We start from the raw sequence: 19,952 nt of genomic DNA on the forward strand, positions 1-19,952 counted from the left end.
TTCAAGATTTTAGACCTAAGTTTCATTGATTTCGATCATGCTTATACATGATGTTACTCAGCAAAACTCTATGCAGCTCCCACTTCTTTTACCAATTAGCCTTAGAGTGGTCTTTATGATAAGAAGCAATTCTAAATTCTGGGCAAGGATCATCTAATTGGTTGACTTGTGTCATAAAGTCTACTTCTTCATTTCCTTAACTTGTAGAAAATTAATATTATGAAAATTCTACAATTCGCCTTTCTTCTTCTATTGCTTGGATCTTGTTATTCTCCTGTAGTTTTCGATGAAGCTTATCCGAAGAATGAACCTGCACTTGACGCTATTCCCGAGTTTGTTCAAGGCATATTTATGTGTGAAAGCGATAGTACCATAGTAACCATCAATGATCGAGGAGTTTATGCCTTAAATGTGAACTACTTCGAAGAAAGTATTGATAAAATAAATGAAAGGGAAACTTGTACTTTAATAGGGAATGAGATCTACTTTGATGAAATTCAAGATTGTGTTCCTGTAGATTATATTAGTGAAGACAGTATAAAAGGTCAATTTTCTACCATTGATACTCTTTTTCACTTAAATGCAGAAAATATTGTCAAAACTTATAAAGGCAGCGTGGTATTATCAAGTCATGTGGATAATAAGGAGTGGATTATTTCTCTGCTGAGCATAGACTCTTACAATAATATATTTTATCGCGCGATAAATGAGAATAGTGAGTTAGAAGAACTGGCCCAAATTACTGGAATGGAGCAAATAGGAGTAGATCGAAACAGTGAACCTATTTACAAAATCAAACCTACGAAAGCAGAATTCGAAAAGATTTTCGATCGAGAAGATATCTTTATTGTATGTGAATACCTTATGCGTGTCAATTTAGAAGAGTTTCCTTACTTTGTTTATTGAGGTGGCGACTTATAGTTTCTAGATTTAATGTTGTTGTTAAGTAAATCTAATATTACTGAAAGCGATGTCAAATTGTGATGCACTGTCAGATTATGAAGGGATATTACGGAATTAAGTGCGGTTTGCTATGTCAATTTTTATCCTGATTTTCAGTAAAAAGCTCTTTTAATAGACCAGCATCTAATAATTAGACCTAAACCTTTCAAAATAAATGGGTTACGCTATTATCAAAAGAGTAAAATCTGGGACATCACTTAAATGTCGATAATTACCACCCACTTCATAAAAGCAGAACTCATGATCAATAAATCACTTGAAACACCCGTATTTACTAGGTTTGAGGAATTATTTTAAGCATTTTTAAATGCAAATGCTGTAGCTTAAATTCAGGCCATATTACGACCTACTGCTAAGGAATCTTCAAATACGCTCTGAATTTAGCTTTTAAAAACAGGTAAATCTTAAAGCGTTGTCAGATTAAAGTGCTTTGTTAGATTTTACCTAAAACGATACCCAAAAGTTATTCCAACTCCAGGAATAACATCTCCTGCAAATTGATATCTCGGACCATTAGCAATGAAAGCATTTCTGTTTTCATAGGCGAAATAAACACCCACTGAAAATTCTAGAAAAACATGATTTTTAAACTGCATTAAATAACTAACATTAGGATATACGAGGAGTGCAATGAACTCATTAATATGTGAGTCTGTAAGAAATGGATTCGCAAAAAAATGGGAGATTTCGCCACCTATTCCCCACTTCTTATACTGCAAATCTACCCCTGTATGAACGATAGCATCTAAGCCATATTCAGGAAATATCATGGATCCAACTCCCAAGGATGGAGTAATAGATAAATCAAGTTCATCTATTATAATTAATTTGTAGGATCCATTCATAGACCACCCTAAAAAATTTGAACCACCTAAATGAAATTCAACACCTGGCTGAGCATAAAGTCCCGATATAAATAAGAATAGAAAATAGAAGGTGAGTTGTTTTTTCATGGTCATGGCATTTCTCTATAAAAGAAACGATATGAACATCTTAATATTACTTCATTCTAAAATCATCATTTTGCTGTTTTGCGATTCCGATCATTCTTATAACATCTGCACTTCCTTGATGAAATGGGCCTTCATTTAGTTGAATCGTTGCATTCTCAAATGACATCGTATCTAAACCTTGAAAATCATAGGCTAGCATATTCCCATTATACAGTAATTCACTTTGCTTAGGTCCGCCAGATTTATTTTTAATTTGCTTCTTATTAAAAGCTTCTAATAAAATACGCCCTTCCGGTTTTAATAGGTGAACTAATTTATTATGAAAACTAGGTCTTATTGCTGGTGGAACATGCACATATATTAATGCAATCAAATCAAAATCAGCGGTTAAGGATGTAAAATCTTCTAATTTTGATATTTCATAATTGATCTTTACACCATGCTCATCTGCAAGCTTAAGTGCTTTCTTTTTTCCTGCTTCGCTCTGATCAAAAGCAAAAACTTCCCATCCCAAACTTGCTGCATAAACCGCATTTCGACCTTCACCTTCAGCAGATAAAAGGAGTTTACCTGGGACTTTTCCTTTCAAGTATTCTTTAAAGAATAAATTAGGACTCGTTCCATACGCAAACTCCTCTTCACTATATCTCTTTTCCCAAAAATCAACTTGCATAAATTACAGCTGTTTTTTAGCTAAATAAAAATCAACCTTTTCACAAGTGTCATCTGCTAATCTATCTTCCATCTCAGCTAAAGATTTAGGAGGAGGAACGATTACTTTATCTCCAGGTTTCCAATCTAAAGGCATTGCCACTTTATATTTATCAGACGTCTGAAGTGCAGTTAATGCTCTAATAATTTCATCCATATTACGTCCCACATTCAGTGGATAATACATGATTAAACGTATTTTTTTCGCAGGATCAATAAAAAATACAGCACGTACTGCAGCGGTTTCACTCTCATTAGGCTGAAGCATACCATACAACTTCGAAACTTTCATGTCTATATCAGCGATAATAGGAAAGTTAAAATACACGCCCGTGTTTTTCTTCACATTATTCACCCATCCTAAATGCGCATGAACACTATCAATACTTAGACCAAGTAACTCCGTATTCAACGCATCAAATTCTGGTTTCCGAATGGCAAAACCACTCATCTCTGTAGTACAAACTGGTGTAAAATCAGCTGGATGAGAAAACATCACGATCCATTTATCTTTTGCGAAATCTGAAAATTTTATTTTACCTGTTGTAGTTACCGCAGTAAAGTCAGGCGCTTGATCACCTATTCGAGGCATCGAAACTATTACATTTTCTTCCATTTGTATATTATTTAAGGTTAAAATATACCTCTAAGTTAGTACCATGAAAATTAATGAATGTATCTAGAGTTACTTAAAAGGATGATTGTAATCATCCTTTTTTATAAAATTTTTACTAGTGAGAACACCTGTCTTATTAGAAGATTCCCACTAAAGCGAATCCGAGAAGATTCCCTCTTTCTATAGCTTGTTTATTACTGTTTCTGTAGTAATTATTGAAGGTAGCACCTGGCAAACTTTCACCGAGTTCTCCTTGATTTATCGTGTAGGTAATAGAAATTTTTAATTTTGGATTAAGATGATAATTAAGACCAATATCTATCACTTCGTCATTCCCTGCAAAAGCATTAATGATGCTTGCATCATTCTGAGCTGTCGATGATAATGGCCCATTGAATTTCACTATCATTAAAACAGGTTCCAGAAAATGCTGGTTACTTAATTCAATATTATACCCTATTCTTAAGTAACCTCCGCTAGAATGGCTAGCGTAATTATTTTCCTCTATCCATTTATTTCTAGAAAAAAATGTCCACTCTCCATCAACATTCAGCATTCCATAATTTAATAACCAATCAAATCCCAATGCCTCATTTCTATCGAAAACATCCGTTCTTCCTTGTCGACTTCCAGCTAGTGCTAATGTAAGTCCATTGCGTTTTCCAAAATAATTAATCTTATGACCTGTCGAATATCTCTCTGATTCAGGTTGTCCAAAATATAAAGCTAGTCGCCCCACAAAAAGTGGACTAGACTGAATTCCTGCACTATTATTTACATTCGAAAAAGCTTGTGGATTAAAACCACCTAGGTCATAACTGAAAGAAAAATATTGATTGACCTTTTTCTGTCCGCCAATGTTTACGCCCATTGCTCTTCCGGACCCAACTCCCACGATACTTCGTCTAAGGTAATTCTGCGACCAAGATTTCTCAAAAGAGGTAGAATTTAAAGCACCCGTTATACTTTCACGGCCTATCTGTGGTGGCTGAAAACCTCCAGTAATATGCAATAAATCACTATTCGCAAATGGTTTCCACCTGACATACATATTCCAAAGTCCAAATTGACCTACAGAAGTATTATTGTTGCCTCCTTGAGTAGCTGCAAATGCATCACGACCGACCAAGTCCAATGAAGCCGTAAGTTTAAAACTTAATCCAGGATAAGGTTGTCCTGAAACGGAAAGCCTAGATCTTCGTAATTGATTATTCCAGCGATCATCAACATTCACATAGGAATTACTAGCCTCATCAAAACGTTTTTCATTCATGGTATAAGTACTCCATAATTGAAAACCCAAACTAGTCTTTAGCTTATACTTGTCTTGAAACGACTTATAATTAGGCTTAACGTCAACTTGCCCTAGAAGCTGAAAATTGACCATTAAACTCATAAAAAAAACAAAAACTATAATGCTTTTCTTTACCAAGTATGTCAGCTTTTTAATCATTCTAGTGTGGCAATTTACTTTTTAAAGCACCATAAGCATAGGTTCCAGCAATCGCACTTGCAATCACAAGCAAAATTGTCCAAGCGCCATGGCCAACCAGCGTGAACATAGGTCCCGGACATGCGCCAGTCATTGCCCAGCCAAGACCAAAAATAATTCCACCTATTAGATAGCGAGGAACACTCATATTCTTAGGATTAAAAACAATCTGGTCGCCACTAAGCGTCTTGCCTTGATATTTTTTAATCAGCCAAGTCATAATCGCAGCTAATATCACTGCAGTTCCAATGATTCCATACATATGAAAACTTTCGAACCTAAACATTTCTTGAATCCGGAACCAACTTACGGCTTCTGATTTCGTCATCACGATTCCAAACAAAATCCCTGGAATCATATATTTCATCAACTTCATAGTCCTTGTTTAAATAGTAAATAGAAATGGAATAATCAACCATGTCATCAACAGGCCACCGATAAAGAAACCGATAACCGCAATAAGCGATGGTAGCTGTAGGTTAGAAAGGCCACTGATTGCATGACCAGATGTACATCCACCCGCATATCTCGCACCAAATCCTACCAAAAATCCACCCACTAAAATGATCACGAGATTACGTCCTGATAATAAATTCTTTACAGCAAATATTTCCTGCGGCAAATATCCATTTCCTTCTTCTATCGTCTGCGGCGTACTTACACCTAATGTAGAAAGATACTCTTGTGTTTCCTGTGCGATCTGAACTGGTTCTGGACTCGCAAAAACTGTAGTTGCCAGATAACCGCCTATAATTGCGCTCCCTATAAAAACAAGGTTCCACATCTGCCCCTTCCAGTTAAACTTGAAAAAATCTACTTGTTTTCCCGCTCCACCGATTGCACAAAGTGTCCTCAGATTAGAGGAAGCACCAAAGTTTCCACCAAACCAAAGCAACAAAAACATAACAAATACGATAACTGCTCCTGACACCGACCAGTGCCAGGGCTGACTTACAAACTCAATAAAATTCATATATTTTTTTTGATTAACTCACGCTTGCTACTAATTCATCTAATTCCTCCTGAGACATTGAAGTTGGACATTTATAATCCGTTAAGGCTATGTGACCATTTTCTTCTATCCCTTTAAATCCTTGCTGAACATCTACAATGTTTCTAATTCCTCTAGCTTGCAAAATGGAAGACATGATCATCGATCTGTATCCGCCTGCACAGTGAATGTAATAAGTCTTATCTTTAGAAAGACTAGACATGTTTTTATTAATATAATCCAATGGGAAGTTCGTTGCACCTTCTACATGATGTGCTAAAAACTCAGTTGGTTTACGAGCATCGATTAATTCATCAACTTTTCCTGAATTCCATCGATCTGCAAATTCTGCAGGTGTAATAGATTCAATCTGGTCTACTTCCTTGCCCGATTTTTTCCAAGCATCGATACCATCTTTTAAATATCCTAAAGTATTATCATAACCAACTCTTGCCAATCGAGTAACAACTTCTTCCGCCATTCCTTTTTCAGCAATAATAACGATCGGTTGTTCGATATCTGTAATTAAAGCTCCTACCCAAGGGGCGAAACTACCTTTGATTCCAATGTTAATCGAATTAGGAATATGGGCTTCTGCAAATTCCGCTGGCGTTCTTGTATCTAACATTAACGCTTCTCTTGTTTCCACAATTTCCTCAAATTTTTCTGGGCTTAATGCCACAGCTCCTCTCTCCAAGATATCATCAAAACTTCCGTAACCTGCCTTATTCATCATGGCATTCTTAGCAAAATATTGTGGCGGTGGTGCAAGTCCTGCAGTCACTTCTTTCACAAATTCTTCCTTCGTCATGTCAGCTCTTAAAGCATAATTCGTCTTTTTCTGCTCTCCTAGATATCCCCAAGTTTCCTTACTCAAGTTCTTTCCACATGCAGAACCTGCACCGTGAGCTGGATATACGATTACGTCATCAGCAAGCGGCATCACTTTTTCTCTTAGGCTGTCAAAAAGATAACCTGCAAGATCTTCTTTTGTAACAGCTCCTTGTTTAATCGCTAGATCTGGTCTTCCGACATCGCCTAAAAATAACGTGTCACCAGAAAACATTGCGTAATCTTTTCCTTCAGCATCCTTTAATAGAAAAACGGAGCTCTCCATGGTATGACCAGGCGTGTGAAGTACTTTAAAAGTAACATCACCCACTTGCAACTCTTCTCCATCTTTAGCGGAGTAAATATCATAAGATGTTTCAGCCATCGGACCATAAACGATCGTTGCACCTGTTTTCTTTGCAAGATCTAAATGTCCAGATACAAAGTCAGCATGAAAATGTGTTTCAAAAATGTATTTCAATTTCACACCTTCGCTTTCCAATTTCTCTATATATGGTTCTGTTTCTCTTAATGGATCAATGATCACTGCTTCTCCTTTCGATTCGATGTAGTAAGCACCTTGTGCTAAACATCCTGTATATATTTGTTCTACTTTCATATTCTGTTTTTTTTATTAACTAATGCAAAAATAACTTATATTTTCCAGCTCTATTGTAACCTATGTTACCTTGACTAGGTTCAAAAATAAAAGCGATTCCAATTTGACAACCGGAACCGCTTCATTATAGGAGTTGATATTTTGCCGTACTAGTTTACTTTTTTACAACAAGATTTTCCTTCTTTAGGTGCGCAATCTTTCTTAGACGCTTTATTATTACAATTAGATTTTTCTTCCTTAGACTTCTTGGAACAGCAAGATTTCGCAGTGGAAGAACTTGCTTCATTGACCACTGGAAAACCATTTTCCTGCCAAGCCTTAATGCCTCCTTCCATATTAATAGTATTCGTAACACCTAATTCTGAAAGTTGATCTATTGCTTTTTGGCTTCTATTTCCACTTCGGCATGCCATCACTAAAGTCTTATCATTCGGCAATTCGCTATATCTATCACTGAGCTCCGAAAGAGGAATATGTAGCATCCCGTCTGACTGATATGCCATCGCTGCAACTTCATCGTTTTCTCTGACGTCAACCAATATAGCACCTTCTTCCAGTAATGCTTGAGCATCATTCACCGTTATTGATTCTGACTGCGCAAAACTTATTAGTGGCATCAATAAGGTGACAATAAAAATTAATATTTTCATTTTTTTCTTTTTAAGGTGAATCAATTATGCAACTAGAAAAGAGTTCATGATCATATAAGAACCACCATTATAAGTATCCTTTATTCCTAAACTCTGGAGGTAATTAACGGCTTGACCACTTCTATTTCCACTTCGGCAATAAAATACTTTATCACCTTTCATTTCTTTGATCGTATCTACGAAATCTGCAAAATGAGAAAGCGGCATATTAACTGCATTTTCTACGTGCTCAGATTCAAATTCATACGTTTCTCTAACATCTATAATGTGTACTGAGTCTTGTTTTACTATTTCTTGAATGTCCATAACTTTTTTATTTTTTATTCAAAGATAAGGCAACAGGATAGGACTGCGTGTGACTTGAGTTACATATAGGCACCTCCTATTCATAAAGTTTATTTATTCTATTTCGCATTCTCCAATAAATCACAATGCCTAAGACAAAGCATATCACACCCACGGATATTAGCGACCATTCAAGAAAACCAATATGCTCATTTTTCTGAAGGTAGAATGTTCCAATGGCTGTACTCATGAAGAAAATCCCCGTTTTTATATAGGACAATAAGGTACGTTGATTAGCCAGCACGGTTCTATCCAGTGCAAGCTTATCTCTCAGAATTAAGTCTGCTCTATTCATTTTTTTCTAAATATTCGAATAATTAAAATGGGTGGACAGGCCGTCCATTAAGCAATCTGTTCAAGGGATTCTAAGAACCGAAGTAATCGGATCAATCGCTAGTACAGACTGATCAGATTCTATAACTTTATAAGCAAGAAAGTACAAGGTAAAAACCTAGGTCTAAATTAAGAAGGCCTCTATTATTTCCGATAAGACATAAATCCACCAGAAAGATTAAAAACATTGGCAAAGCCTAATCCAGCGAGCATCTTACTCGCAATGGCACTTCTTCGACCACTTCTACAATAGACCACATATGTTTTATCTTTATCCAACTTGGAAGCTTTTTCCTTGAATGAGCCATTAAGTTCTAACCAACTAGGCTTACCGATCACACCAGATTTCATTTCCGCCTTGGATCTGACATCTATAAGATTGACCTTTTTTTCTTTTATCAAGGCATTCAGTTCGTCAGAAGAAATATTTTTATATCCGCTTGGCTTGGCATTAAATAATCTAAATAATAAGTAGACGCCAATAGCGGCTAGTATAACGTAAATAAACGTGTTCATTTTTTTATATTTTATTTGGTAGTAAAGTGATGCTCCACATTCCGCGAAGATCTCCTGTTTTATATCCTGTCGCTAAATCTGTAGGATATTTTGCTAGTATTTTATCGTAAGCAGAAATTTGATCTTTAGGTCCATGACATTTCATACACATTTCTTGCATGACGATCGGCGCATAAAAAATTTGCTTTCCTCCTACTTCTGCTAATTTCGGTTTCATATCTTCTCCTTTATCTTTGAGTTCTTGATATGCTAAGAGGACCTTCCCTTCTGCCATCGTCGGTGCGTTTTTAGGATTTCTATACTTTGCACTTGTTCTTTTGATCTCCGCATGATACTCATTTGATAAACTATCTGTAATGGGTAGCGCATTGATATTGCAATAAGCAATCGCCTTTTCAATTCCACCTTCTTCCATGCTCTTTTTCAATTCTTGGGATAGCGCTTTGAATGTATTTTGGGCAACTTCTTTGCCTCTCTGCATTAAAGCTTCTTGATCTTGGTCAATTTTTGCCTTACTTCCTTTTTGTTCCATATTACATGAAGTAATAATGACTCCTAGAATCGCGATGATTAGAAATTTTAATTTCATGATTAGTGTATTGGGAATGTTAAAATAGGATGGAATAAATGATTAACAACATCATTAGATACGCTATGTCTGAACAAGCGGGAGAATCCACTAGATTGGTGTGTACCGAGAATGATCATATCAATGTCTTTCTCTGCACAAAACTTACCTATCCCAGCTTCCACACTTGGATCTTCGTAAATATTAAGGGTATAATTTTCCAATTTATTTAGCTGCGCAAATTTTTCCATGTCCTCATGTACTTGAATATCTGTTCTTTGATTATTCGGTTTCTTAATTTTTAGCAAGAGAATTTTAGAATTAAATACTTCTTGAATTCTCTTCATTACTTCCAAGTTCAACACTTTGTTTTCAAGAAAGTCACTTACGAAAACGACTTGACTCAAATCCAGATTAGAACGATCACATTTTAGAGACAAAACGGGTACCTGGGCATGTTTCGTAATATACTCAGTGTGCGACCCTTTCGACCATACTGATTTATTAAACAGGCCTTCCGTTCCCATAACCACAAGGTCTATTTCATGTTCTTCACTTAACTGCAGGATGGTTTCATCAATATCTCCAATAACGCAAATCGAATCAGTGACAGACTCTTTATCAGCGATCCATTTCTTCATTTGCTCTTTTTTCCCTTCGCAACGTTTATACCATTCTGTATAATCATCCCCCTCATCATTCATCAGCTTTCCTGAACTAGAATATAATGCTCCCGCAGGTCCAGGCATTACGTATAGCGTAATAATTTCACAATTTGTATTCTTAGCTATTTTACTTGCTACCTCGTATGCGTAATCTCCTAATTCAGAGAAATCTGTTGGAACTAATATTTTTTTCACTTTGATTTGATTTAATTATTTAATCTAATGAGGCTCTATGCTCAGGTTTCAGGATTAACAAAAGAAGAGACTCCATTAGGAGCCTCCTCTTCAAATTTTATATTTATAACATTGTAGAAGGACATACATAATCGGTCAACTCGAATTTTTCAGATGCTTTAATGGCTTTGAAACCACCTTTAACATCCACTAAATTTCTGTATCCTCTCGACTGTAATATCGAAATGAAAACGAGTGATCGATAGCCACTTGCACAATTTGTGTAATAGGTATCTACCGTGTTTAACTTATTCATACTTTCATTGATGTAATCAAGTGGGGCATTGAGCGCACCTTCTATATGCTCACTATTGAACTCACTTTCTTTTCTTACATCTAATAGGTTTGCATTCGGAATTTCAGCTAGTTCCTCTACATCGACAGAAGTAATTTCGTCTATCTCCCGTCCAGCTTCTTTCCATGCAGCAAATCCACCTTTCAGGTAGCCCTTAGCATTATCATAACCTACTCTTGCTAATCGGGTAATGACTTCTTCTACTCTATCTTCATCTGCAACAATCAAGAGCGATTGTTTCACATCTGGAACCAAGGTTCCTACCCAAGTTGCAAAATTACCATCTATTCCGATAAAAATAGAGTTAGGAATAAATCCAGAACGGAAATGATCTTTTCCTCTAGTGTCTATGATAACTGCGTCAGTTTCCTCTGCAATTAATTCGAATTCACGTGGACTTAATGCCTTGCTTCCTTGTTCCATAACATCATCGAGGCTTTCATAACCTTTGATATTTAATAAAACATTCTGTGGGAAATATCCAGGAGGAGGCATTAATCCATCTAAAACTTTTTCTACAAATTCGTCTTCAGTCATTTCCTGAAGCGCGTAATTTGTTTTCTTTTGATTACCAAGCGTATCTGTTGTTTCACTGCTCATATTTTTACCACAAGCAGATCCTTGACCATGTGCTGGATAAACAATCAAATCATCAGAAAGTGGCATTATTTTATTTCTCAATGAATTGTATAAATGTCGCGCTAATTTATCTTGGGTAAGTTCAGCGATTACTTTCTGAGCAAGATCTGGTCTTCCTACATCACCTATAAACAAGGTATCGCCAGTGAATAGGCCAACTTCTTTTCCTTCTTCGTTTCTTAGCAACAAGCAACTACTTTCCATCGTATGTCCAGGAGTGTGAATTAACTCTATGGTTACATCACCAACTTTGAAAATCTGCCCATCTTTAGCAACTGTTTTCTTGAATCCAGTTTCCATTGTAGTTGGACCAAAAACAATCTCAGCACCCGTTTTCTCTGCTAGGTCTACATGACCAGAAACAAAGTCTGCGTGAAAGTGTGTTTCGAAAATATATTTGATTTTAGCGTTATTCTCTTTTGCTTTATTGATATAAGGTTCCGTTTCTCTTAGAGGGTCAATGATTACCGCTTCTCCATTTGATTCGATGTAATAGGCAGCTTCAGCCAGACATCCTGTATAAATTTGTTCAACTGTCATGATTCATTTTTTTTGATTAACGATATCACAAAGATAACGAGCAAGTCTCTATCACTAGGTAACCCAAGTTACAGTACACTATTGATCTTCGTCATATTTTTATTGTGCAATAGAATGATATTGATCTATTATGATTTGGTATTCATGCAAGAATCGCCAATTTAATTTGATTAAATCTTCTAAGCACAAGGATAGATGACCATTTATATAAGTTGAGAAAAATGTAACAAGGAGAAAAAAATATTACATATGATAGAAGCAAAATTATCCGTTGAAGATCGCTTAACACGAATAGAAAATATGCTTGAAAAAATATCAATGGGAATCGGTCAAGCACCAACCATGATGGCAATGGCAACAGATTCTTTCGATGAGCTGATCATTAATAAGAAAAGGGAGGGAATTAACATTGAAGATTCCTTCGAAAACGCTTTCCACCTGCTAAGTAGATTGGCTACACCCAATATCAGTGCCATGCTTGAAAAGCTTTTGGATACTATGGAACAGGGGCCTGGATTAATATCTATAGCCCTTGACAGCGTAGATGAAAGTTTGAGAAATGCTAATCAAGGAAGTACTCGCCTAGATGAAAGGATGAATAGCGTAGTCCACTTGCTGACACAATTAACAGAGCCTAAAATGATTAATCAATTAAACGGTTTAATCAAACTAGCAGATCAATCCTCTGGTCTAGTAGCCATGGGAATGGACACCATAGATGAGTTTATTGACAAGAGTAAAATTCTTGATCCAAAAAATATTGACCTTGTAAAAAAATTAGGCCAGTCTATTACAGAAGCACAGAACCAACCGCCACTAGAGGTAGGAGGAGTTTTTGGCTTATTACGAGCTTTAAAAGATCCAGACAGACAGAAATCACTAGGCTTAGTAATGAATATTCTAAAACAATTAGGTAAAAATTTATAAAACTGTAGAAAATGGAAAAACATCAAATCGTTGTAGTTGGCGCAGGAAGTGCTGGTCTCACAGTAGCAGCTATGTTAAAGAATCATAATAGTAGCTTAGACATTTGCATTATTGATAAATCAGAAAAACATTACTACCAACCGCTATGGACATTAGTGGGTGCTGGTGTGTTCCCAAAAGAAGAAACCGAAAGAAACCAAGCAGATTATATTCCTGATGGTGCTACTTGGATTAAAGATCATGTTGCAAGTTTCGACCCAGATCATAACTCACTTACTACACAGGGTGGAAAAAAAATAGCATATGAGTACCTCGTAGTTACAGCTGGCATTCAGATTAATTGGGATGCGATTCCTGGATTAAAAGAAAGCGTAGGCAAGCCAGGCACCGGAATCGTAAGTAACTATTCTTATGACACGGTAGAATCAACTTGGGATACGATCAAAGCTTTAAAAAGTGGTACTGCAATATTCACACATCCTAGTACACCTATAAAATGCGGAGGTGCACCGATGAAAATCATGTTTCTAGCGGAAGATCATTGGAAGAAGGAAGGAGTAGCAAATAATATAAATATCAAGTTTGTTAAGGGAGGTCCTGGAATATTTGCTGTAAAAAAGTACGCCGATGAATTAACTAAGATTGCTGATCGCAAAAACATAGAAAGAATCTGGATGACAGATCTTATAAGTATTGACAGCAGTAATAAAAAGGCCACATTTAAGCATATGGAGACAGGGGAAGAATTCACAACGGATTACGATATGATGCATGTCACACCGCCGATGAGTTCGCCTGACTTTATAAAAAATAGTCCGCTCGCTGCAGAATCCGGATGGGTGGATGTGAACAAAGATACGACTCAGCATAATAGGTATAAGAATGTATTCTCACTCGGAGACAATAGTAGTTTGCCAACAAGTAAAACTGGCGCAGCCATAAGAAAACAAGCTCCTGTAACTGTTAAAAATTTGCTGGCTTTAATTGCTGGGGAAAACTTAAACGAGAAATACGATGGCTACACCTCTTGTCCACTAATAACTGGGTATGGTTCGTTGATCTTGGCGGAATTCGATTATGATAAAAACCCGCAAGAGTCTTTTCCATTTGACCAGTCTAAAGAAAGGTATAGTATGTATGCTCTTAAAGCTTATGGGTTACCTAGAATGTACTGGCATGGAATGCTCAGAGGTAGAGAATTTTAGAAACAAATGCAGAAGGTCTAATTTATAGATTTTCTATGTTCTTTTTTCATGGCCCTTCCATTAGTTCCTGGTTGGGCCTCTTTTATAGGTCAATGTTAACTCCCTTCAGACAATAGATAGCACTTTATACGACCGATATTCTTGCTAGTTTATATGCTAACGCAAAAACGCAGATGTAGGTAATGCTTACATCTGCGTTTTATTGAAAAATCGAGCTTAATAAAGCTTCAATATTATTTTTTATTAGTAGAAATCCCAAATGGCAAATAAAGTGGGCAGAAACTGATGAAACTAGTGATCACAAAAATAAGAGCTAGTACTCCTAGAATAATGGCAACGGTTCCATTAATAATGCCAGTGTAGTATAGAATAGCTACGATGATAGCTAATACTATTCTGATGATTTTATCTGTGCTTCCCATATTCTTTTTCATAATTAGTACGTATTTAATTGGTTACGAAATGTTTTTAATTCTTTGTTTCTGATAGTATAGTTTCCTTCTTTAGAACAAGGGAAGTGGCAATGGTTATATATTAGCCGCCTTCTTCAATGCTCTGATTTCTTCATGCATCTCTTCTAATTTTGCTAAGATCATTATATGTGTTTTCTTAGCATCTATGCCCACAGGGCTAGAATCACTATGGATATCTTTTTCAATTCTTTCTAGAAGTTTCTTGTATTCTGCCGCAGTCATTTGAATCTGTTTTTATTGTTATGAATAGAATGAATACTAAATTTAAGCATTTGATAAAGATCTTTTATTTCTTTTTTCCATGGTTCGATTGAGAAACATATTGTTCGTATTCATTGCCTGCGTTATGTTTAATATCCTTGATCGCATCTTGATTCGACAGATAGAAACGCATAGCATGATCTGAATCCATCATGTTATTCCGATATAAAATATCTCGTACAGGACCTCTGACATTAGACAAGGTAAGGGCTCTTTCCTGACGATGCAGATTCTCTACTAAATCTTTAAGTGAATGAATGGCACTGGAATCAATTCCGGTAACAGCGCTAAAATCAAAGATAACATGCTTAATTTTTGGCCTTTCTTGAATCTTTGCCTCCACATATTCTATCAAGCTACTTGCATTGGCAAAATAAAGTTGAGCATCAAATCTTACAATTAAGATGTCATCTGTTATTTCTAAATGATCAAATCTTTCTAAATTTCTAAATTCGTCACTTCCTGGAACCTGACCTAACTCAGCCATATGCGGATACGAAACTTTATAGATTAATATACCAAGTGATAGAACAACTCCTACTAATATACCTTCTTCTATTCCGAGAGATAAAGTCGCAATTGCGGTGACCATAAAGACTGCAAAATCTTTCTTATCGTGTTTCCATAAATGCTTGGCCTCTGCAAAATCAATAAGCCCGAATACTGCAACCACAATGATTGCACCTAACACTGCATTAGGCAAATAATAAAAATACTCTGTCAGGAATAATAAGGTGATAATGATTAGCACCGCACTGATGATGCTCGCAACCCCAGTTTTTGCACCTGCCTGATCATTAACTGCCGTTCTAGAAAACCCACCAGTCACAGGAAAAGCTTTAAAGAATGAACCAAGTATATTCGATAATCCGAGACCAATCAATTCTTGATTAGCATCAATTTCATAATTCTTGTGTTTCGATTGTATTGCTTTCGCAACCGCTATTGACTCCATGAAACCGACAAAAGAAATGGTTAATGCAATCGGTAGCAAAGCGATCATGGACTTTCCATTAATATTCGGAATACCGAAACTAGGCAATCCTCCAGGCACATCTTTGATAATTTTCACACCTGCGGCATCTAAGCCCATGAAATAAACAATACCCATTCCGATTAACACAACAATCAATGGACCAGGTAGTCGCTTACTAATTTTCTTAGATAATAGCAGCAAAATTACAGCTCCCACACCTATGACTAAAGTTGGTAGATTAATGTCACTTATATTCTGAAATATATTGAAAATGGTATCATGTACTTTCCCTCGTGGGATACTCAAGCCTAGCAAGTGTTTTACTTGAGAAAATCCAATAATAATGGCCGCAGCTGAAGTAAAACCTGCTATTACAGGATGTGATAGGAAATTAACTAGAAAGCCAAGCCGAAATGCACCCATACTGAACTGAATAACCCCGACCATTAAAGCTAGTAAAATGGCAAGTGCTATAAATTCAGTACTTCCTAAAGGTGCTAAAGCACCAACACCGCTAGATATCAGCAATGCCACCATGGCAACAGGTCCAACTGCTAATTGCCTAGAAGTTCCTAAAAGAGCATATACTATTAGCGGAATTGTAGAAGCATATAATCCGTAAATAGGAGGTAGGCCCGCTAACATGGAATAAGCCATTCCTTGTGGAATCAGCATCACACCTACGGTTAGTCCAGCGGACAAGTCTCCTCCAAACTGTGCCTTGCTATATGTTTTAATCCAATCCAAGAAAGGAAAATATTTCTTCATTTATAATTTTTTTTTTGAGAAAGTTGATATATATAATTTCTAACATTCCCATTTATTTCAGTAAATGCAACTTCTGCCGCTTTCAAGTGATCGTAAGTTGGCATTCTGTTCTGCAAGGAATCTCTACTCCATAATTGTAGTTCTAGACCACAGCACTTTGCAACATTATCTTTATTAAAAACACCGAGTATTGAGTATCCATCAAGCTTAAGTAATTTTTCCATCTGAGAAAAATAGGCCTCTTTTTCCTTACAAGTCGTAAAAAAATGCAACGTTGCCCGATCGATATATAGATCAATCTCTCCATGTAACGATTGTATTTTACTAGGGTTAATCAAATCATCTTGTAAAAAAATGACTTCACTCCCAGCATGTTTTATTCTCAATTTATTAAGTGCCACTTCGCTGATATCGTTCGCAACGATATTGTAAAAACCTTTCGTTAGCAATGATTCTACAAGGTTAGAATCACCAACACCAGCACAGAAAATTTTAGCATCTTTGGGAAGATTGATTAAATCTATCCAAGGCATTATCCATGGAGTATTACGCTCAATCCAATTAGGCGTTTCTAATTTATTAAAATTAGCATCCCAATAATCTTTACTCGTTGTTTCGCTACTGCTCACTATGCAACATGAATCTTTCACTTCCATAAGTTCTCTATTTTAATGATAAAAGTGAAATACTTAAATGATAATAGCGGCATTTACATTTATACTTCATATCAGCCTGCAAGGTATAGTGTAATATTTTAAGTAATGTTACTTGAGTTACTTTCGGAACTTAGTTTTAATACGACCTACGATCAGAGGAGTTAGAATTATAATAGTCTAAATATTAGGAGTTCGTGAATCGCTAGGTGGGAATAAGAATAAATTGCAATGGGCTTCACAGCCAAAAAAAAAGCCCGAACACTTTCGTGATCGGGCTTTGTATCTAGGTAAATCTTACATCGCTGAAAGCGCTGTCAGATTAGGAAGAATATTATTTTCTTCCTCCGTCTAATTCATCCTGCAAAGTCTTTAACTCATCCCATTTCCCGTCTGCAGCTAACTGCGACTGTTGTGGCCAAGTTGTTGGATCATGCATTTTGTATCTAGGACCAGCTTCTTCAAGAATTTCACCTAATTTTTCTGCACTTGCAGCAGCAAGTTCAGCGAAAGTGTTAATTCCTGCTTCACCTAATTTCTCAGCGATCTTAGGCCCGATTCCTTCTATTTTCTTTAAATCATCAGCTGCAGTTTCTGATTTCTCAGCCTTAGGAGCAGCTTCTTTAGCTTCTTCCTTTACAGGTGCAACTTCTTCTTTAACTTCTTCTTTCTTAGGAGCAGCTTTAGGAGCTGGCTTAGATTCTGCCATTTGCTCTTTAAGTTGAGAGAAAACATTTAAGTCACCAAGCGTAGTTTTTTCAATACTTGCATTTCTTGTCTTAACTACATTTCTTGTATCTTCTCTTTCTTTTCTCTGTTCTCCTTTAACTTGATCATCTGCTTCACGCTGAATATCTTCAAGATATCTTGTGTGTGAAACTAGAATTCTCTTATCGTCTCTGTTAAATTCGATTACTTTAAATGTCAAGTTGTCATCAACTGCAGCAAATGTTCCATCTTCTTTCTTAAGATGTTTAGCTGGAGCGAATGCTTCTAGACCGTACGGTAACTGAACAATAGATCCTCTATCTTCTTTCTTTACAACTGTTGCCTCGTGGTAAGAACCTTGAGGGAAAACTTGTGCAAATGTATCCCATGGATTTTCTTCTATCTGCTTGTGTCCAAGAGATAATTTTCTATCCGACTTGTCAATTTCTAAGATTACACATTCGATTTCTTCACCCACTTTTGTGAATTCTGAAGGATGTGAATATCTCTTAGTCCAAGAAAGGTCTGAAATGTGAACCATTCCACCAATTCCTTCTTCTAGCTCAACAAATACACCATATGGAGTTAAGTTCTTAACAATACCAGTGTGTCTGCTTTCTACAGGGAATTTAGCTTCGATACCATCCCATGGATCTTCAGAAAGTTGCTTGATCGATAGAGACATTTTTCTTTCTTCTCTGTCAATTGTTACAACCTTAGCATCAAATTCTTGATCTAATGTGAAGAATTCTCTTGCGTTAACAGGCTGTGTTCTCCAGCTTACTTCTGAAACGTGAATTAATCCTTCTACTCCAGGGCTGATTTCTAAGAATGCCCCATAGTCTTCTATGTTTACAATCTTACCTTTAAGCACAGAACCTTCTACGATTTCTGCTCCTAAAACTTCCCATGGATGCGGCTGTAATTGCTTTAATCCTAAAGAAATTCTCTTCTTATTCTCATCAAAGTCAAGAACTACAACATTTAATTTCTGGTTAAGCTCTAACACTTCATTAGGGTGGTTAATTCTACCCCAAGAAATATCTGTGATGTATAGTAAACCATCTACTCCACCTAAATCCATAAATGCACCGAAATCTGTGATGTTTTTCACGATTCCTTCTAGTACTTGTCCTTTTTCAAGACTCTGGATAATAGCTTCTCTCTGATCTGCAAGATCACTTTCGATCAATGCTTTGTGAGAAATTACTGCATTCTTAATAGCTTCATTAATTTTCACTACTTTGAACTCCATAGTCTTACCTACGTACTGATCGTAATCAATAATAGGTTTTATGTCAATTTGTGATCCTGGTAAGAATGTTTCTAAACCACCACAATCGGCGATTAATCCACCTTTTGTTTTGCTGATCACTGTACCTGTGATAATTGTACCATTCTTGTAAGAATCCACAATGTTTTCCCAAGCTTTGAAAAGTTTTGCTTTTCTTCTTGATAAGACTAGCTGACCTCTTTCATCTTCTTGACTTTCAACGTAAACGTCTACTTCGTCTCCAATCTTAATTTCACCTAGGTCTCTAAATTCTGATAAAGAAACGATTCCATCTGACTTGTAGTTAATGTCTAATACAACATCACTAGCTGAGATAGAAGTAACTTTCCCTTTGATAATTTCATTCTCGTTAACGAGGGTAAGTGTTTGTTCGTAATCTTTAAGGTAATTTTCGATTTCATCGTCCGTGTAACTAATTGCGTTTTTGTTACTTATAGACCAATCAAAATCATCGTGAGCTGTCTTTGGCTCCTCTGCCTGAACAGGCGTTTCTTCTACAACTGCAGTTTCTTCAACAGCGTCGTTTGATTCTGGTGTTTCCACTTTTTTGTCATCTGACATATATTAGAATCAATGTTTGTATGTGTATTTCTTTTATACACAGCGGTTAACAATATATTTTCAACTCTATAAAACAAGCCATTTGACATGACATTTCATAAAGGGCTGCAAAGATAGTATTTTATTTTATAATTAATGATTTTCAATTGTGTTAAATCAACCTGT

General features: G+C 36.2%; 22 protein-coding genes. 3 read left to right on the forward strand and 19 right to left on the reverse strand.

What is annotated here, in order from left to right:
• The first annotated feature begins 219 nt into the window (after positions 1–219).
• On the forward strand, positions 220–906 hold the full coding sequence (locus L2586_RS03260; protein ID WP_235291338.1) for a hypothetical protein: 687 nt from the start codon (positions 220–222) through the stop codon (positions 904–906).
• Positions 907–1,403: 497 nt separating this feature from the next.
• On the opposite strand, the gene L2586_RS03265 is transcribed toward L2586_RS03260, so the two are convergent.
• The 14 genes from L2586_RS03265 to L2586_RS03330 form a co-directional block, all read right to left on the reverse strand.
• Positions 1,404–1,916 carry a hypothetical protein gene (locus L2586_RS03265; protein ID WP_235291339.1) on the reverse strand — a complete coding sequence of 171 codons (513 nt, stop codon included), beginning with the start codon at positions 1,914–1,916 and terminating at the stop codon, positions 1,404–1,406.
• Between the two features lie 46 nt (positions 1,917–1,962).
• Positions 1,963–2,589, reverse strand: coding sequence for a class I SAM-dependent methyltransferase (locus tag L2586_RS03270; RefSeq protein ID WP_235291340.1), 627 nt, complete (start codon positions 2,587–2,589; stop codon positions 1,963–1,965).
• A gap of 3 nt (positions 2,590–2,592) precedes the next feature.
• Complete coding sequence (locus L2586_RS03275) at positions 2,593–3,243, reverse strand: peroxiredoxin (RefSeq protein ID WP_235291341.1); 651 nt, start codon at positions 3,241–3,243, stop codon at positions 2,593–2,595.
• Positions 3,244–3,379: 136 nt separating this feature from the next.
• On the reverse strand, positions 3,380–4,696 hold the full coding sequence (locus L2586_RS03280; RefSeq protein ID WP_235291342.1) for an OprO/OprP family phosphate-selective porin: 1,317 nt from the start codon (positions 4,694–4,696) through the stop codon (positions 3,380–3,382).
• 1 nt (position 4,697) lies between these two features.
• Complete coding sequence (locus L2586_RS03285) at positions 4,698–5,111, reverse strand: DUF6691 family protein (RefSeq protein WP_235291343.1); 414 nt, start codon at positions 5,109–5,111, stop codon at positions 4,698–4,700.
• A gap of 9 nt (positions 5,112–5,120) precedes the next feature.
• Positions 5,121–5,708, reverse strand: coding sequence for a YeeE/YedE family protein (locus L2586_RS03290; protein ID WP_235291344.1), 588 nt, complete (start codon positions 5,706–5,708; stop codon positions 5,121–5,123).
• A 13-nt stretch (positions 5,709–5,721) separates the two neighbouring features.
• Positions 5,722–7,176, reverse strand: a complete 1,455-nt coding sequence (locus L2586_RS03295) for an MBL fold metallo-hydrolase (protein WP_235291345.1) — start codon at positions 7,174–7,176, stop codon at positions 5,722–5,724.
• A gap of 149 nt (positions 7,177–7,325) precedes the next feature.
• Positions 7,326–7,826, reverse strand: coding sequence for a rhodanese-like domain-containing protein (locus L2586_RS03300; protein ID WP_235291346.1), 501 nt, complete (start codon positions 7,824–7,826; stop codon positions 7,326–7,328).
• Positions 7,827–7,850: 24 nt separating this feature from the next.
• The gene (locus tag L2586_RS03305) at positions 7,851–8,132 is read right to left on the reverse strand and encodes a rhodanese-like domain-containing protein (protein WP_235291347.1); all 282 of its coding nucleotides are present in this window, start codon (positions 8,130–8,132) and stop codon (positions 7,851–7,853) included.
• A gap of 76 nt (positions 8,133–8,208) precedes the next feature.
• Positions 8,209–8,466 carry a DUF202 domain-containing protein gene (locus L2586_RS03310; RefSeq protein WP_235291348.1) on the reverse strand — a complete coding sequence of 86 codons (258 nt, stop codon included), beginning with the start codon at positions 8,464–8,466 and terminating at the stop codon, positions 8,209–8,211.
• A gap of 182 nt (positions 8,467–8,648) precedes the next feature.
• Positions 8,649–9,020, reverse strand: a complete 372-nt coding sequence (locus tag L2586_RS03315; RefSeq protein ID WP_235291349.1) for a rhodanese-like domain-containing protein — start codon at positions 9,018–9,020, stop codon at positions 8,649–8,651.
• 4 nt (positions 9,021–9,024) lie between these two features.
• Positions 9,025–9,609, reverse strand: a complete 585-nt coding sequence (locus L2586_RS03320; RefSeq protein WP_235291350.1) for a Tll0287-like domain-containing protein — start codon at positions 9,607–9,609, stop codon at positions 9,025–9,027.
• A gap of 2 nt (positions 9,610–9,611) precedes the next feature.
• Positions 9,612–10,448: a universal stress protein gene (locus L2586_RS24620; RefSeq protein WP_235291351.1), complete on the reverse strand. Its 837-nt coding sequence runs from the start codon at positions 10,446–10,448 to the stop codon at positions 9,612–9,614.
• A gap of 103 nt (positions 10,449–10,551) precedes the next feature.
• Positions 10,552–11,961: an MBL fold metallo-hydrolase gene (locus L2586_RS03330; protein WP_235291352.1), complete on the reverse strand. Its 1,410-nt coding sequence runs from the start codon at positions 11,959–11,961 to the stop codon at positions 10,552–10,554.
• A 249-nt stretch (positions 11,962–12,210) separates the two neighbouring features.
• Between L2586_RS03330 and L2586_RS03335 the strand changes: the two genes are divergently transcribed.
• Both L2586_RS03335 and L2586_RS03340 read left to right on the forward strand, forming a co-directional pair.
• The gene (locus L2586_RS03335; RefSeq protein ID WP_235291353.1) at positions 12,211–12,888 is read left to right on the forward strand and encodes a DUF1641 domain-containing protein; all 678 of its coding nucleotides are present in this window, start codon (positions 12,211–12,213) and stop codon (positions 12,886–12,888) included.
• 11 nt (positions 12,889–12,899) lie between these two features.
• A complete protein-coding gene (locus tag L2586_RS03340; protein WP_235291354.1) occupies positions 12,900–14,093 on the forward strand; it encodes an NAD(P)/FAD-dependent oxidoreductase in 1,194 nt (397 codons plus the stop codon).
• 233 nt (positions 14,094–14,326) lie between these two features.
• Here L2586_RS03340 and L2586_RS03345 read toward each other — a convergent pair whose 3' ends face one another.
• From L2586_RS03345 to rpsA, 5 genes are all read right to left on the reverse strand, one after another.
• Complete coding sequence (locus tag L2586_RS03345; RefSeq protein WP_235291355.1) at positions 14,327–14,527, reverse strand: YgaP family membrane protein; 201 nt, start codon at positions 14,525–14,527, stop codon at positions 14,327–14,329.
• 93 nt (positions 14,528–14,620) lie between these two features.
• The gene (locus L2586_RS03350; RefSeq protein WP_235291356.1) at positions 14,621–14,788 is read right to left on the reverse strand and encodes a hypothetical protein; all 168 of its coding nucleotides are present in this window, start codon (positions 14,786–14,788) and stop codon (positions 14,621–14,623) included.
• Positions 14,789–14,852: 64 nt separating this feature from the next.
• A complete protein-coding gene (locus tag L2586_RS03355) occupies positions 14,853–16,571 on the reverse strand; it encodes a SulP family inorganic anion transporter (protein ID WP_235291357.1) in 1,719 nt (572 codons plus the stop codon).
• On the reverse strand, positions 16,568–17,227 hold the full coding sequence (locus L2586_RS03360) for a class I SAM-dependent methyltransferase (RefSeq protein ID WP_235291358.1): 660 nt from the start codon (positions 17,225–17,227) through the stop codon (positions 16,568–16,570). The genes L2586_RS03355 and L2586_RS03360 overlap by 4 nt, the downstream gene beginning before the upstream one ends.
• Positions 17,228–17,558: 331 nt before the next feature.
• Positions 17,559–19,787, reverse strand: coding sequence for a 30S ribosomal protein S1 (gene rpsA, locus L2586_RS03365; protein ID WP_235291359.1), 2,229 nt, complete (start codon positions 19,785–19,787; stop codon positions 17,559–17,561).
• Between the last annotated feature and the right edge of the window lie 165 nt (positions 19,788–19,952).

It is taken from the genome of Portibacter lacus, from assembly GCF_021533215.1.
Lineage (GTDB): Bacteria > Bacteroidota > Bacteroidia > Chitinophagales > Saprospiraceae > Portibacter > Portibacter lacus.